This is a genomic window from Cupriavidus sp. PB-02 (genome assembly GCF_058252315.1).
The window spans coordinates 281,028-294,877 of record NZ_CM177694.1; the positions used below are offsets into that span (position 1 = coordinate 281,028).

The 13,850-nt window shown below is 69.1% G+C and carries 16 protein-coding genes; 12 read left to right on the top strand and 4 right to left on the bottom strand.

Going from position 1 to position 13,850, the window contains the following annotated elements:
- Nucleotides 1-81: 81 nt before the first annotated feature.
- Complete coding sequence (locus AC10V3_RS01375) at nt 82-585, bottom strand: SoxW family protein (protein WP_022533380.1); 504 nt, start codon at nt 583-585, stop codon at nt 82-84.
- 153 nt (nt 586-738) lie between these two features.
- Between AC10V3_RS01375 and AC10V3_RS01380 the strand changes: the two genes are divergently transcribed.
- The 3 genes from AC10V3_RS01380 to AC10V3_RS01390 all read left to right on the top strand — a co-directional run bounded on the left by AC10V3_RS01380 (nt 739) and on the right by AC10V3_RS01390 (nt 2,360).
- Entirely contained in the window at nt 739-1,350 is a 612-nt protein-coding gene (locus AC10V3_RS01380) for a hypothetical protein (protein ID WP_490922983.1), read from the top strand.
- A 93-nt stretch (nt 1,351-1,443) separates the two neighbouring features.
- A complete protein-coding gene (locus tag AC10V3_RS01385; RefSeq protein ID WP_022533382.1) occupies nt 1,444-2,091 on the top strand; it encodes a LysE family transporter in 648 nt (215 codons plus the stop codon).
- Between the two features lie 92 nt (nt 2,092-2,183).
- Nucleotides 2,184-2,360 (top strand): hypothetical protein, encoded by a 177-nt coding sequence (locus AC10V3_RS01390; RefSeq protein WP_022533383.1) that lies wholly within the window; start codon nt 2,184-2,186, stop codon nt 2,358-2,360.
- On the opposite strand, the gene AC10V3_RS01395 is transcribed toward AC10V3_RS01390, so the two are convergent.
- Entirely contained in the window at nt 2,342-2,821 is a 480-nt protein-coding gene (locus AC10V3_RS01395; RefSeq protein WP_490922985.1) for a GntR family transcriptional regulator, read from the bottom strand. The two genes, AC10V3_RS01390 and AC10V3_RS01395, sit on opposite strands and share 19 nt — an antisense overlap.
- 114 nt (nt 2,822-2,935) lie before the next feature.
- Between AC10V3_RS01395 and AC10V3_RS01400 the strand changes: the two genes are divergently transcribed.
- From AC10V3_RS01400 to AC10V3_RS01425, 6 genes are all read left to right on the top strand, one after another.
- On the top strand, nt 2,936-3,127 hold the full coding sequence (locus tag AC10V3_RS01400) for a hypothetical protein (protein WP_022533385.1): 192 nt from the start codon (nt 2,936-2,938) through the stop codon (nt 3,125-3,127).
- Nucleotides 3,128-3,240: 113 nt separating this feature from the next.
- Nucleotides 3,241-4,347, top strand: coding sequence for a porin (locus AC10V3_RS01405; RefSeq protein WP_349605410.1), 1,107 nt, complete (start codon nt 3,241-3,243; stop codon nt 4,345-4,347).
- Between the two features lie 4 nt (nt 4,348-4,351).
- Nucleotides 4,352-5,455, top strand: coding sequence for an N-acetylglucosamine-6-phosphate deacetylase (nagA, locus tag AC10V3_RS01410; RefSeq protein WP_022533387.1), 1,104 nt, complete (start codon nt 4,352-4,354; stop codon nt 5,453-5,455).
- Complete coding sequence (locus AC10V3_RS01415) at nt 5,448-6,479, top strand: SIS domain-containing protein (protein WP_022533388.1); 1,032 nt, start codon at nt 5,448-5,450, stop codon at nt 6,477-6,479. The genes nagA and AC10V3_RS01415 overlap by 8 nt, the downstream gene beginning before the upstream one ends.
- 68 nt (nt 6,480-6,547) lie before the next feature.
- The gene (zwf, locus tag AC10V3_RS01420; RefSeq protein ID WP_022533389.1) at nt 6,548-8,035 is read left to right on the top strand and encodes a glucose-6-phosphate dehydrogenase; all 1,488 of its coding nucleotides are present in this window, start codon (nt 6,548-6,550) and stop codon (nt 8,033-8,035) included.
- Nucleotides 8,032-8,277 (top strand): hypothetical protein, encoded by a 246-nt coding sequence (locus AC10V3_RS01425; protein ID WP_022533390.1) that lies wholly within the window; start codon nt 8,032-8,034, stop codon nt 8,275-8,277. Before zwf ends, AC10V3_RS01425 begins: the two co-directional genes overlap by 4 nt.
- A gap of 50 nt (nt 8,278-8,327) precedes the next feature.
- Here AC10V3_RS01425 and AC10V3_RS01430 read toward each other — a convergent pair whose 3' ends face one another.
- A complete protein-coding gene (locus AC10V3_RS01430) occupies nt 8,328-9,857 on the bottom strand; it encodes a YifB family Mg chelatase-like AAA ATPase (protein WP_490922987.1) in 1,530 nt (509 codons plus the stop codon).
- Between the two features lie 62 nt (nt 9,858-9,919).
- Nucleotides 9,920-10,198, bottom strand: coding sequence for an accessory factor UbiK family protein (locus AC10V3_RS01435; protein ID WP_012351595.1), 279 nt, complete (start codon nt 10,196-10,198; stop codon nt 9,920-9,922).
- Nucleotides 10,199-10,580: 382 nt separating this feature from the next.
- On the opposite strand from AC10V3_RS01435, the gene AC10V3_RS01440 reads away from it, so the two are divergent.
- The 3 genes from AC10V3_RS01440 to AC10V3_RS01450 are packed head-to-tail and all read left to right on the top strand — an operon-like array spanning nt 10,581 to nt 13,368.
- Nucleotides 10,581-11,381 carry a TorF family putative porin gene (locus AC10V3_RS01440; RefSeq protein ID WP_022533393.1) on the top strand — a complete coding sequence of 267 codons (801 nt, stop codon included), beginning with the start codon at nt 10,581-10,583 and terminating at the stop codon, nt 11,379-11,381.
- A gap of 52 nt (nt 11,382-11,433) precedes the next feature.
- Nucleotides 11,434-11,772: a P-II family nitrogen regulator gene (locus tag AC10V3_RS01445; protein ID WP_010814843.1), complete on the top strand. Its 339-nt coding sequence runs from the start codon at nt 11,434-11,436 to the stop codon at nt 11,770-11,772.
- Between the two features lie 33 nt (nt 11,773-11,805).
- Entirely contained in the window at nt 11,806-13,368 is a 1,563-nt protein-coding gene (locus tag AC10V3_RS01450; RefSeq protein ID WP_349605416.1) for an ammonium transporter, read from the top strand.
- Nucleotides 13,369-13,850: the final 482 nt, after the last annotated feature.

The following is a 13,850-nucleotide window of genomic DNA, read 5'->3' on the forward strand; positions in this document are numbered from 1 at the left end:
CGATCGGCAATGGGACATTCTAATGCCGCTGGCGCCCGGGCGCTGCGCGCGGCGTGGCTGCGGCAATCTGCCGCAACCGCATCAGCGCCGGGTGGCGACGGCGGCGCGTGCCTGGTCCAGTGCCTGTTCCAGGTAGGCGCCGTAGAAGTCCGGCTGCATGCCGCGCAGCGACGGGGCGGCGGCGCGGCCCTGCCGGTCGAGGAACAGTACCGTGGGCGCCACGCGCACCTGGTGCGCCCGCGCCCAGGCGCGTGCGGTGGTCAGGTTGCCGTCGGCATCGCGCAGCGGCGTGTCGGCAGTCAGGTCGAGTTCGCGCACCACGGCGATCTCGCCGGCGGCAGCCTGCGGTCCGAGGTAGTTGCGGCGCACGGTCTCGCAATAACTGCAGCCCGGCATCGACACCAGCACCACCACCGGCTCGCCGCGGCGCGCGGCTTCGGCGCCGTGGGCGGCCAGGTCGGTGGCCGGAGACAGGTGCGCCGACCCTGCCGCGGCCTGCACGCCGGTTGCGGCCATCAACGCGCACGCGGCCAGCCAGCAGCGGCAAAGCCTGGCGGATGCGCGGAGGGCGATGTTGGCGGGCATGGCGAAAGCGTCGGGCAAAGGTGTCGGGGGCAATGGAGCGGCGCGGCAAGCACTGGCGGGCCGCTTCCGGGATAATACCGGTTTCCGCCCGCAGGCGACGGCAGCCCCCGAGAGCCGCCCCGGCCTGTGCGCGCTGTCCGCAATCGCTCCCCCATGCGTCCTGTGCCGCCCCCGCCGAGCCTTCCCGCCGCCGCCCGCAAGCCCTTGATGTCGTCGTGCGCCGCCGCGCTGCTGGCGCTGGTCCTGTGCGCCTGCTCGCCGCGCTATGACTGGCGCACCATCCAGTCCGGCGAAGGCGGCTACGCCGCGCTCTATCCCGGCAAGCCAACCAGCGCCGCACGCGACGTGACCATCGCCGGCCGCAAGCTGCCGATGACGATGGAAGCCGCGCGGGTCGACGATACGCTGTTCGCCGTCGGCGTGGTCACGCTGCCCGCCGACGATCCCGAGCTGCGGCGCGAGGCGCTGGCCGCGATGCAGACTGGCTTGCTGGCCAACCTCGGCACGCCGTCGGGCGAGCCCGCGCGCACCCGTCCGGTCACGATCATGACCGCGGACCGCCCGGGCCGTCCGCTCGAAGGCGTGGAAGTGCAGGCCAGCGGCGTGTCGCCGCAGGACCAGTCGCCGCGGCGGCTGACCGCCCGGCTGGTGGCCGTGGGTATCCGTGCGTACCAGGCCGTGGTGCTGGAGGCGGGCGATGCGGCGCGCGATCTGCGCCAGGCCGAGCAGGTGGAGCAGTTCCTGACCGGCTTCCACCCGCTCTGACAGCGAGCGCCGCGCCGAAGGAAATGTTCGTTTTTTTCAGCCGTTGCCGGCAACATGGGGCAGCGACAGGGTTGTCGTCAAAGGAGAGTCGTAATGCGTTGGGAAGTCTGGCTGGCTTATTTCGCGGCGTGCTGGGTGATCGCCGTGTCGCCGGGATCGGGGGCGGTGCTGTCGATGAGCCACGGGCTGTCGTACGGCTTGCGCAAGACCAGCACCACCATCTTTGGCCTGCAGAGCGGGCTGGTGATCGTGCTGCTGGTGGCTGGGGGCGGGCTGGGCGCGCTGCTGCTGGCTTCGGAGCAGGCCTTCATGGTGGTCAAGACCGTCGGCGCCCTGTACCTGATCTACCTGGGCGTGCAGCAGTGGCGCGCGAAAGTGGAGAGCAGCGAGGGCTCGGCAGCGGATGCCGGCCCCGCGCGCGTGGCCGTGATGAGCCCGCGCCGGCGCTTTGCCACTGGCCTGCTGACCAATGTGACCAATCCCAAGGGCATCATCTTCATGGTCGCGGTGCTGCCGCAGTTTATCAATCCCAACCATGCGCTGGCGCCGCAGCTGGCGATCCTGGCCGCCACCATGTGCGGCGTTGACCTGATCGTGATGCACGGCTATGCGCTGCTGGCCTCGCGTATGCAAGGGCTGTTCCGCAATGCGCGCGCGGTGCGCTGGCAGAACCGCTTCTTCGGCAGCGTGCTGATGGCGGTGGGCGCGGCGCTGTTCTTCGTGCGCCGGCACCACGCCTGAGGCGCTCGCCCCGGCAAGGCTGCGCGACGGCACTGGCGCCCACCGGCCGGGTTTGCTTCAATGAGGAGGAACCCCGGCCACGGAGACCCCGCATGCCAGCCTCGCTGAACCCCCATGGCGCGCACGCGCTGCCGCGCCATACCGTGCCACCGTCGGAAGAGCCGTCGCCGCCGGGCGTGCCTCCCGACCTGCCATTGCCGCCCGAGGAAGACCCGACCCCGCCGCCGGTGGAGCCTCCAGTCGCCGGGCGCTATTGCTTCAACTCGTAGAAATCGTTCAGGCAATAGCCGTCGGTCAGCTCGACCGGCTTGTCGCCGTGGGTGTAGTCGGTGCGCAGGATATGCAGCAGCGGCTCGCCCGGGGCGATGTTCAGGCGTGCCGCCAGTTCGTCGCTGGCGACGATGGCGCGTAGCTTCTCGGTGACGCGCAGCACCGGCTTGCCAATCCGTTCCAGGTAGGCGTAGAGCGACTCGCCGATGGCGCTGGCGTCCGGCAGCACCGCCAGCGCCAGCGTGGTCACATCCATCCAGTAGGTCTGGCCGTCGGCCTTGCGCAGCAGGGTCAGCCTGACAATCTCTTCCCCTTCCTGCAACGCCAGAGCCGCGGCTTCCTGCGGCGTGGCGCGGCGGCGCTCGAACGCCACCAGTTCGCTGGCCGGCGTCATGCCGCGCCGGCGCGCCAGCTCGCTGAAGTTGTCCAGCCGCGCCGGCTTCGGCTCCGGACTCAGCAAGGGGAGAGTGCGGCTGTCGAGACCGCCCCCACGCAAGCGACATCGCCGGCAAGCTTCGATCCCGACTGGTGGCTCGACACGCTGGGCGGCGCCGCCAATATCGCCTCGGTCGGCGTGGTCGCGCAGATGCGGCTGCGCGTGGTGGTGCGCGAGCGCGCCCGCGTGCGCGCCGGGCAGTTGGCCAGCCCCGCCGGCAGCCAGCTGATGTGGGCCGGCGACGACACCGCGCATATCGCCTTCGGCCAGTCCGCCAACGGACCCGCCGCCGCATTCCAGCGCGCACTGCAAGCCGCCGTGCCGACCTGACCCCCGCCGCCGCAGCCGTGCGCGGCTGCGGTCGAACACCGCCATCGGCAGCCAGCGCGATCACAACGACAGCGCCGATGGCGACCGCCTACCCATCAAGGAGCCAATTGATCGTGAAACGCATTGCACTGACGACGCTGCTCGCGGCGTCGGCTGGCAGCGCCTGCGCGCAAGCCGCCAGTCCCACCGGCATCACCCTGTATGGCCGCGCCGTGGCCGGCCTCGACTATGTCAACGGCATTGCCCGACCCGGCGGCGATGTCGATACCTTCCGCTTCGGCAGCAATCAGTATGGGGTCAGCTTCTGGGGCATGCGCGGCGCCGAGGACCTGGGCGGCGGCATGCACGCGGTGTTCAACCTGGAGGGCATGATCACTTCCGGCACTGGCCGCTCCGATCCGCTGTTCAACCGCCGTGCGCAAGTGGGCCTGGCCGGCAACGACTGGGGCACGCTGCTGCTCGGGCGCGCCATGCGCCTGACCGATGACGAGAGCGGCGCGATCGACCCGATGGGCCTGCAGGCCAGCTCGGTGGCCACGCTGGTCTATGGCCGCAACTGGGGCTCGCGTCCCAATGCCGTGACCTACAACTCGCCGGTGTGGAGCGGGCTGAGCGTGCGCGCGCAGGCCGGCAGCAACGGCGAGGCCGGCAGCTTCAACAGCGGCAAGCAGCTGAGCGCGGCACTCAAGTACGCGCAGGGCAACTTCAACCTCACCGGCATCTACGAAGAACTGCGCGACGACCAGGGCCGCATGAACAACCTTTATGTCAATTCGCGCCAGTACACGCTGGGTGGCAGCTATGCGCTCAACAACCTGCGCCTGTTCGCCGGCTACAACCTGACCGTGTCGTCGGGCGATACCGTGGCCACGCCCGAGATCCCGTATGCGGCCACGCGCAGCCAGATGGCGTGGATCGGCGCCAACCACCGCGTGCTGCCGGCGCTTACGCTGCTGTCCGGTGTCTATTACGCCACCCTAAACAAAAGCGGCGGGCATGGCACGCTTGTCACACTGGGCGCAAAGTATGACTTGTCGAAGCGCACCTCGCTCTACGGCACGGTCGCCTCGGTGTTCAACTCGCGCAACGCCACCTTTTCGGTCGAGGCCTCGCCGGACAACCATGCCGCGCGCGGGGGCGAACCAGCAGGGCGCGTACGCCGGCATCATCCACCTGTTCTGATGGGGGCGTGCCGGCGATGTTGCGGAAGTGGAGAGTGATGCCATGAAAGGAAACATCCTGACGCCCGCCGGCTGGGTCTTGGGCGAGATCCACGCCGGCCCGGACGGACGCATCGCGCGCATCGAGGGCGTGCCCGCCACGCCCGACGGCAACGATGCCCCGTACGTGCTGCCGGGGTTTGTCGACCTGCTCAACCACGGCGGCGGCGGCAAGGACTTCATGGACGGCGAGGCGGCGGTGCCGGTGATCCTGCGCGCGCATGTGCGCTTTGGCACCACCAGCCTGCTGGGCAGCACCATGACGGCGCCGCACGACGTGCTGCTGCCGGCACTGCAGGCGCTGGGCCGCGCCTGCGCGCAACGCCCGCGCGGCGCGGCGCGGATGCTCGGTGTCCACCTGGAAGGGCCATATATCAACCCCGGCAAGCTTGGCGCGCAACCCGACACGTCAGCCATCGCCACGCAGGAAGAACTGGAGCAGTACCTGGGCGCGGCGCCGCTGAAGGTGGTGACGCTGGCGCCCGAACTGCCGGGCCACCTCGACATCATCCGCGCGCTGGCCGCGCGCGGCGTGCGCGTGCAGCTGGGCCATACGCTGGGCACCTATGAAGACGCGGTGGCGGCGCTGGAGGCCGGCGCCAGCGGCTTCACCCACCTGTTCAACGCGATGACGCCGCTGCAGCATCGCGCGCCCGGCATGGTGGCCGCGGCGCTGGCGCACGCCGAGTTCGCCGAGCTGATCCCCGACCTGCTGCACGTGCATCCCGGCGCCATCCGCGCGGCGCTGCGCGCAATACCGCGCCTGTACGCGGTGACCGATGCCACCGCCGCGGCCGGCATGCCCGATGGCGTGTACCACCTGGGCAGCCAGACCGTCTACAAGTCGGACGGCAGCGTGCGGCTGGCCGACGGCACGCTGGCCGGCAGCGTGCTGACCATGGACCAGGCGCTGCGCAACTTTGTCGCGATCGGGCTGGAACTGGCCGAGGCTTCGCGGCGCGTGTCGCTGTATCCATCCCAATACCTGGGCCTTTCCAACCGCGGCATGCTGGCTGCCGGCTGCTGGGCCGATATGGTGGTGCTGGACCGCTCGCTGTCGGTACATACCGTCTATGTCGAAGGAGAGTGTTGTGTCGAGAATGCTTGAAGAGGCGCTGAGCGCGCCGGGCGTGGTGGCCGCGCAGCTGGCCGATGCGCCGCGCGTGGCCGCGCTGGCGGCGGAACTGGCCGCGCAGCCGTGGCCCGCGGTACTGACCGTGGCGCGTGGCAGCTCGGACCATGCCGCCAGCTACTTCGCCGCGCTGGTGACCCGCCGCCTGGGCGTGCCGGTGGCCTCGCTGCCGATGTCGACGGTCACGCTGCATGGCAGCTCGCTGCGCGTCGCGGGGCAACTGGCGGTGGCTTTCTCGCAGTCGGGACGCAGCCCGGACCTGGTCGAGACCATGCAGGCGCTGCGCGACGGCGGCGCCACCACGCTGGCGCTGGTCAACGCCCCGGACTCGCCGCTGGCGCAGGCGTGCGCGCACGAGTTGCCCCTGCGTGCCGGGCCCGAGCAGAGCGTAGCGGCGACCAAGAGCTATATCGCCATGCTGTCGATCTCGGCTTTGCTGGTCGGCCATCTCGAAGCGGCGCGCACCGGCGAGCGCGAACTGGTCGCGGCCTGCGAGGGGCTGCCCGCGGTGTTGCGCGAGGCCGCCGCGCAGGACTGGATGCCGCTGGTGCCCGCGTTGCGCGGCGCGCAGCGCATGATCGTACTGGGCCGCGGCGCAGGGCTGGCAATCGCGCAGGAGGCCGCGCTCAAGCTGAAGGAAACCTCCGGCATCCAGGCCGAGGCGTTTTCCGGTGCGGAAGTGCGGCACGGCCCGATGGAGATTATCGGCGACGGCTATCCGCTGCTGGTATTCGCGCCGCGTGGGCCGGAACAGGCCGGGCTGCTGGCGCTGGCGGCGGAGATGCGCGCCCGCGGCGCGCGCGTGCTGCTGGCCGCGCCGCCTGGCACGGAGGATGCGAATCTGGCGGTGGAATTGCCGCTGGTGACGGCCGGCCATCCGCTGCTCGACCCGATCGCCGCGATCCAGAGCTTCTACGTCGCCGCGCAGGCGCTGGCCCTGGCGCGCGGCCGCAACCCCGACCAGCCGCAATACCTGCGCAAGGTGACTGAGACGCGCTGAAACCGCTGCGCGCGTCAATTACAACCAATACGCCCCACGCCGGCAACCCGGCAAGCAAGGAGTCCGCCATGCCAACCACCCGATCCGCCTCTTCTTTGGGCCGTGCCGACGCGCGGCCGCTGGACCTCGTCATCTTCGGCGGCGCCGGCGACCTGTCGGCGCGCAAGCTGCTGCCCTCGCTCTACATGTGCCATCGCGACGGCAACCTTCCCGACGGCACCCGGGTCATCGGCGTGGGCCGCCACGCGTGGGACCGCGAGGCCTTTGTCGGTTTTGCCGACGAGAAGGCGAAGCCGTTCGTGGACGCGCGCTATCTCGACGCGGCCAAGTGGCAGACTTTTCTGGAGCGGCTCGACTTCGTGCGCCTGGATGCGTCGCAGCCGGCCGACTATGAGGCGCTGGCGGAGAAGCTGCGCGACGAGGCGCTGCGCATCTACTACATGGCGATGCCGCCGGGACTGTTCGCCGCCACCTGCGACAACCTCGCGGGCCACGGCCTGATCGCCGACGACACGCGCCTGGTGCTGGAAAAGCCGCTGGGCGTGGACCTGGCCTCGGCCATCGCCATCAGCGAAGTGGTGAACCGCTATTTCACCGAGGATCGCACTTACCGCATCGACCACTACCTCGGCAAGGAGACCGTGCAGAACCTGCTGGCGCTGCGCTTCGGCAACTCGATCTTCGAGCCGCTGTGGCGCACGCCGTTCGTCTGCAGCGTGCAGATCACCGTGGCCGAGACCGTGGGCGTGGGCAGCCGCGGCGGCTTCTACGATGAGGCCGGCGCGATGCGCGACATGATCCAGAACCACCTGCTGCAACTGGTCAGCATCCTGGCGATGGAACCGCCCGCGGCACTCAACTCCGACGCCGTGCGCGACGAGAAACTCAAGGTGCTGCGCTCGCTGCGGCCGATGTCGCCCGAGGACGTGCGCCGCAATACGGTGCGCGGCCAGTACACCGCCGGTGCCATCGCCGGCGAACTGGTGCGCGGCTACCTGCAGGAAGACGGCATCCCGCCCGACAGCCGCACCGAGACCTTTGTCGCGATGCGCGCCGAGCTGGGCACGTGGCGCTGGAACAAGGTGCCGTTCTACCTGCGCACCGGCAAGCGCATGCAGGAGCGCGTGACCGAGGTGGTGATCAACTTCGCCCAGGTGCCGCATTCGATCTTCGATCCGGGCAGCACGTTGCAGCCCAACCGCATGGTGATCCGGCTGCAGCCGGAAGAGTCGGTGCGGCTCACGCTGATGGTCAAGCAGCCCGGTGAGGGCATGAAGCTGAAGCCGCTGAGCCTGGCGCTGAACCTCGACTCGGCCTTCACCACGCGGCGCGCCGAGGCTTACGAGCGCCTGCTGCTCGACGTGATCCGCGGGCGGCTGGCGTTGTTCGTGCGGCGCGATGAACTGCAGGCGGCCTGGACCTGGGTCGATCCGATCCTGGAAGCGTGGCGCCAGCAGGACGAAGGGCCACGGCCCTATACGGCGGGGACGTGGGGACCGGCGGCATCGTCGGCGTTCATGGCGCGCGAGGGCATGCAATGGTCGGAGGAGGCATGACACCGCTTACCGAACGCGCCGCATGGCGGACGCTCGCCGCGCTAGCGGCGCGGCCGCAGCCGCATCTGCGCGAACGGCTGCACGAGCCGGGACGCGGCGACTACGCGCGGCTGGACGCGGCCGGCATCGAACTGGATTTCACGCGGCAGCGCATCGATCGCACGATCCGTGACGCGCTGCTGGCGCTGGCGGGCGGACCTGCAGGCATGCCTGGCGCGGGGGGAGGTTCCGGCAGGGCTTGACCCGGCGGCGCGGGCGACGATGGCCGCGCTGATGGTCTGAATCGCCGCGCTCACCCAGCCGCCATCCGCAACGCCCGCCGGTACTGGATCGCCTCGCCCACATGCGCGACGGTCAGCACGTCGGCGCCCTCCAGATCCGCAATGATCCGTGCCACCTTCAGCACCCGGAAATACGACCGCGCTGACCACGCCAGCCGCGTCATTGCCCCCCGAAGCAGCGCCTGCGCCTGCGGCGCAAGCATGCTGTGCAGCTCGATCTCCCGCCCGCCCAACTCGCTGTTGGGCTTGCCCTGGCGCGCAAGCTGTCGCTCGCGCGCAGCCAGCACGCGAACGCGTACCGAGGCGCTGGGTTCGCCGGGCGGGCCGTCCAGCATTTCGCCCTGGTCCTGCGCGGGAACTTCCACCTGCAGGTCGATGCGGTCCAGCATCGGTCCGGAGATCCGCGACTGGTAGCGCCGCACCTGCTCCGGCGTGCAGCGGCAGGGGCGGTCGGGGTGGCCGAGGTAGCCGCAAGGGCACGGGTTCATCGCCGCGATGAACTGGAAGCAGGCCGGGAAGTCGGCGTGCCCGGCGGCGCGGGCGATGGTGATGCGGCTGGATTCCAGCGGCTCGCGGAGGACTTCAAGCACCCGGCGGTCGAATTCAGGAAGCTCGTCGAGAAACAGCACGCCGTGGTGGGCCAGCGAGATCTCGCCTGGGCGCGGGTTGCCGCCGCCGCCGACCATCGCCGGTCCGGACGCGGTGTGGTGCGGCGCGCGGCAGGGGCGCTGCGCCCATAGTTCGGCGCGGAAGCCGCCTGGCGTCAGGCTCATGACCGCGGCCGACTCCAGCGCTTCCTGCAGCGACATCGGCGGCAGCAGTCCCGGCAGCCGTTGCGCCAGCATCGACTTGCCGGTGCCGGGCGGGCCAACCAACAGCGCGGAGTGCTGGCCTGCCGCCGCGACTTCCATCGCCCGGCGCGCCTGCATCTGGCCGCGCACGTCGCGCATGTCGGGGCCGCCGCTGGCGGGCGTGGAAAGCAGGGCAGGCGCGGCGCGGGGCAGGCGGGCGTCGGGCAGGGGGGCGAGGTGGTCGCACGCCTGGCGCAGCGTGGCGGCGGCGTGTACTGCGAGGTCTTCGATCAGCGCGGCCTCGGCACCGTTGCCTGCCGCCACCATGAAGGCGCGCGGCGCTTCGCCGGCGGCCGCGCGCGCGGCGTTGTCGCGTGCCAGGCCCATCGCCATGGCGAGCGCGCCGCGCACCGGGCGCAGTTCGCCGGACAGCGACAGCTCGGCGGCATATTCATGGGCGTCGAGCGCCTCGGACGGGATCTGGCCGCTGGCGGCCAGGATGCCCAGTGCGATCGCCATAACGAAGCGGCCGGATTCCTTGGGCAGGTCCGCCGGCGCCAGGTTGACAGTGATGCGGCGGTTGGGAAACTCGTAGCCGCTGTTGAGGATGGCGGCGCGCACGCGCTCGCGGCTTTCACGCACGCCGGTGTCGGCCATGCCGACGATGGTGAACGCCGGCAGGCCATTGGCCAGGTGGGTCTCGACGCGCACCGGCGGGGCCGGGCGTGCCCGATGGACAACTACTAACAAAAAAGGCCGCCAGGATTGGCGGCCTTCAGGCAGGCGGGCTTGGTCCGGCCGGCGCGGCGCGGTCATGCGCCCCCGGTCGAGTCCACCGACCCGGCGCCGGGCGGGATGCCGGCCCGGCGCTCCAGCTCGGCCACGCGGCTTTCCAGTTCCTCCAGGCGGGCGCGGGTGCGGGCCAGCACCTGCGACTGGACGTCGAATTCCTCGCGCGTGACCAGGTCGAGGCGGGCGAAGCCCTGCGTCATCATGCTGCGCACGTTCTTTTCGATGTCCCTTGCCGGCGAATTGCGCAGCGCCTCGCTGACCTTGTTTTGCAGGTCGTTGAAGAGATCGGTCGGTTTCATGGTTTCTCCTTTGTGCACCTAACTGGTGCCAATTCGGGTGGGCATCTGGCGTATAGCGCGCTTTCGCACAGGTTTTGGGCGCCCTCAATCCGGGCGGATCGCTCGTGCGTTTGCTGCTTCCGGCCACCGTCAGGACTTGATTATCGCCCTTGCGCCACGCCGGCGAAAGCTCCGGCCTACCGACGTTCACACCTTTTAACCCGATCTGGCTTTGCCGCAAGGCAGATTCAAGCGCGCCTTTGTTCACTGCGGGGCGCTGGCCGCCGCCTGTCATCGCCGTTTTCCGAGGGGCTGGCACGGCTGTTGCAGTAGTGATCCCGCCTGCCTTACAGAAATCCCAATAAACGAAATCCGAGCCATCAGGAAAAAGGAGAAGAAATCCATGAAGAAGTTGGCCCTTGCAGTCAGCGCGGTCGTCTTGTCCGGCGCCGCCGCCACCGCGTACGCGCAGAGCACCGACGCGGCGGCAGCCCCGGCGCCCGCCGCCGCCGCTGCCGAGCCGGCATCGCCGCATACGTTTACGGCCAACGTGTCGCTGGTCTCGGACTACCGCTATCGCGGTATCAGCCAGACCAACCTGCGGCCCGCGATCCAGGGTGGCTTTGACTACGCGCACGAAAGCGGCTTCTACGTGGGTAACTGGAACTCCAGCATCAGCTGGCTCGAGGATGCCAACCCGGCGGTCTCGGCACCGGTCGAGATGGACTTCTATGGCGGCTTCAAGAACACCTTCAAGGTCGCCGGCACCGAATTCAACTATGACCTGGGCGTGCTCGAGTACTACTACCCGGGCGGCTACAACAATCCGCGCCCGTACACCACGGAACTGTACGCCGGCATCGGCTGGGGCCCGGTCATGCTCAAGTACTCGCACTCGGTCACCAACCTGTTTGGCTGGGCCGACAGCAAGAACAGCTACTACGTCGACCTGAGCGCCAACGTCCCGCTGAACTTCTGGGACCTGACGCTGAACGCGCACGTCGGCTACCAGGGCGTGAAGCACAACAGCGATGCCTCCTATACCGACTGGAAGATCGGCCTGACCAAGGACCTGGGCAAGGGCTTTGCGCTGGCGGTCGCCTATGTTGACACCAACGCCAAGGAAGTGGCCTACACCAGCGCCAACCGTGGCCGCTACCTGGGCAAGGCAGCGGCGTGGGCCTCGATCACCAAGACTTTCTAACTCTGACGCAGCCCGGGCGGGCTGATGCCGGCCCTCCCCCAGGAGAATCCTGATGAAACTCATCATTGCAGTCATCAAGCCGTTCAAGCTCGACGAGGTGCGCGAAGCACTGTCGGACGTGGGCGTGTCCGGCATCACCGTGACCGAAGTGAAAGGCTTCGGCCGCCAGAAGGGCCACACCGAGCTGTACCGCGGCGCGGAGTACATCGTCGACTTCCTGCCCAAGGTGAAGATCGAAGTGGCGGTACCCGACGACGTAGTCGAGCGCGCCATCGAGGCGGTCGAGAAATCGGCCCGCACCGGCAAGATCGGCGACGGCAAGATCTTCGTGGCACCGATCGAGCAGGTCATCCGCATCCGCACCGGCGAGACCGGCGGCGATGCCCTGTGACCCCGAGACAGCACAACACAAGAGGTTAATCAAATGAAAACCTGGTTCAAGCGATTCCTGACAGCCGGCGCAATGGCGCTGGCCATCGGCACGGCGGGCGTGGGCGTATCCACGCCCGCCGCCGCACAGGACAAGCCGGCGGCGGAGGCATCTGCCCCGGCCGCCTCCGCCGCGCCCGCGGCTGCTGCCCAAGCTCCGGCTACCCCGGCTGCAGCGGCACCTGCCGCCGCTGCCCCGGCCGCCGCCCCCGCGGAAGCCGCTGCCGCGCCGGCCGCTGCCGCACCGGTGCCCAACAAGGGTGACACCGCCTGGCTGCTGGTCGCCACGGCCTTCGTCATCCTGATGACGCTGCCGGGCCTGGCACTGTTCTACGGCGGCCTGGTCCGCTCCAAGAACATGCTGTCGGTGCTGATGCAGTGCCTGGTGATCTTCTCGCTGGTGGCGCTGCTGTGGGCGGTCTACGGCTACAGCTTTGCCTTCACCGAGGGCAACGCTTTCTTCGGCGGCACCGACCGGCTCTTCATGAAGGGCCTGACGGTGGAAGCCATGGCGGCCACCTTCAGCAAGGGCGTGGTGATCCCGGAACTGGGCTTCTTCGCCTTCCAGTGCGCCTTCGCCTGCATCACCTGCGGCCTGATCATCGGCGCCTTCGCGGAGCGTGCGCGCTTCTCGGCCGTGCTGGTGTTCGTGGTGCTGTGGTTCACCTTCTCCTACATCCCGATGGCGCACATGGTCTGGTTCTGGCCGGGTCCTGACGCCTACACCGACGCCGCCGCCGGCGCTGCCGCGACCGCCAAGTCGGGCTGGCTGTTCCAGAAGGGCGCGCTCGACTACGCGGGCGGCACCGTGGTGCACATCAACGCCGCCGTGGCGGGCCTGGTGGGCGCCTACATGTTTGGCAAGCGCATCGGCTTTGGCCGCGAGGCGATCCGTCCGCACAGCCTGACCTTCACCATGGTCGGTGCCTCGTTGCTGTGGTTCGGCTGGTTCGGCTTCAACGCCGGCTCGGGCCTGGAAGCCAGCGCTGGTGCTGCCCTGGCCTTCGTCAACACGCTGCTGGCCACCTGCGCCGCGGTGCTGGCGTGGACCTTCGGCGAGTGGATCGGCAAGGGCAAGCCCTCGATGCTCGGCGGCGCCTCGGGCGCGGTGGCCGGCCTGGTGGCGATCACCCCGGCGGCCGGCTTCGTCGGCCCGATGGGCTCGATCGTGATCGGCCTGATCGCCGGCCTGCTGTGCCTGTGGGGCGTAACCGGCCTGAAGCGCATGCTGGGCATGGACGACTCGCTGGACGTGTTCGGCGTGCACGGCGTGGGCGGCATCGTGGGTGCGCTGCTGACCGGCGTGTTCGCTTCCCCCAGCCTGGGCGGCACGGGCATCTACGATTACGTGGCGAACAAGGTGGCGGATGACTATTCGATCGCCGGCCAGCTGTGGATCCAGTTCGAAGGGGTGCTGACCACGGTGGTGTGGTCGGGCGTGGTGGCCTTTGTGGCCTACAAGCTGGTGGACATGCTGATCGGACTGCGGGTGCCGGAAGACGAAGAGCGCGAGGGCCTGGATATCACCTCGCACGGCGAGACCGCATATGAAGTCTGATCACAAAGGTGTTGTGCTGGAGAGCTGATTGGGAATCGACTCTCAGGAGTTTGGCCCGGCCCTGTGCCGGGCTTTTTTATGTTCAGCGGGCGCGGCCCAGGCTCGGATTATGCTCGCCAGTGCCCGAAGTCGCGATTATGTGCAAAAGGCTTCCGAAGCCGCATCCGGCCGGCTTTGCCGGGGCTCCACGGGGTTATCCAGGACCCGCGCCAAAGTCAGCCAGCCCAGTGCCGGCGCCGCCTCGCGGGTATCTCCCCGCACCGCACACGGGCTTTTCGCAAAGTGCTTAACTCCGATCTTAAAAAGCTTCAATTGTCTTTAATGTGCGGGGCACATACATTGCCAGTGAGGCAGTTTCCTCCACCTGCAGAACGCTCCCCGTATCTGTCAGGCCATTTGAAAGCGCGGCATCGCCGCGCTTTTTTTTTGCCTGTACGAATGGCGTCCGGGCGGGTTGCCGCCTCAAGCCCCGGCCGGCAACC

Excerpts from the sequence above, each read along its gene's own strand:
- AC10V3_RS01375 (WP_022533380.1), bottom strand. The coding sequence starts at position 585 with ATGCCCGCCAACATCGCCCTCCGCGCATCCGCCAGGCTTTGCCGCTGC.
- AC10V3_RS01380 (WP_490922983.1), top strand. The coding sequence starts at position 739 with ATGCGTCCTGTGCCGCCCCCGCCGAGCCTTCCCGCCGCCGCCCGCAAG.
- AC10V3_RS01385 (WP_022533382.1), top strand. The coding sequence starts at position 1,444 with ATGCGTTGGGAAGTCTGGCTGGCTTATTTCGCGGCGTGCTGGGTGATC.
- AC10V3_RS01390 (WP_022533383.1), top strand. The coding sequence starts at position 2,184 with ATGCCAGCCTCGCTGAACCCCCATGGCGCGCACGCGCTGCCGCGCCAT.
- nagA (WP_022533387.1), top strand. The coding sequence starts at position 4,352 with ATGAAAGGAAACATCCTGACGCCCGCCGGCTGGGTCTTGGGCGAGATC.
- AC10V3_RS01415 (WP_022533388.1), top strand. The coding sequence starts at position 5,448 with ATGCTTGAAGAGGCGCTGAGCGCGCCGGGCGTGGTGGCCGCGCAGCTG.
- zwf (WP_022533389.1), top strand. The coding sequence starts at position 6,548 with ATGCCAACCACCCGATCCGCCTCTTCTTTGGGCCGTGCCGACGCGCGG.
- AC10V3_RS01425 (WP_022533390.1), top strand. The coding sequence starts at position 8,032 with ATGACACCGCTTACCGAACGCGCCGCATGGCGGACGCTCGCCGCGCTA.
- AC10V3_RS01435 (WP_012351595.1), bottom strand. The coding sequence starts at position 10,198 with ATGAAACCGACCGATCTCTTCAACGACCTGCAAAACAAGGTCAGCGAG.
- AC10V3_RS01440 (WP_022533393.1), top strand. The coding sequence starts at position 10,581 with ATGAAGAAGTTGGCCCTTGCAGTCAGCGCGGTCGTCTTGTCCGGCGCC.
- AC10V3_RS01445 (WP_010814843.1), top strand. The coding sequence starts at position 11,434 with ATGAAACTCATCATTGCAGTCATCAAGCCGTTCAAGCTCGACGAGGTG.
- AC10V3_RS01450 (WP_349605416.1), top strand. The coding sequence starts at position 11,806 with ATGAAAACCTGGTTCAAGCGATTCCTGACAGCCGGCGCAATGGCGCTG.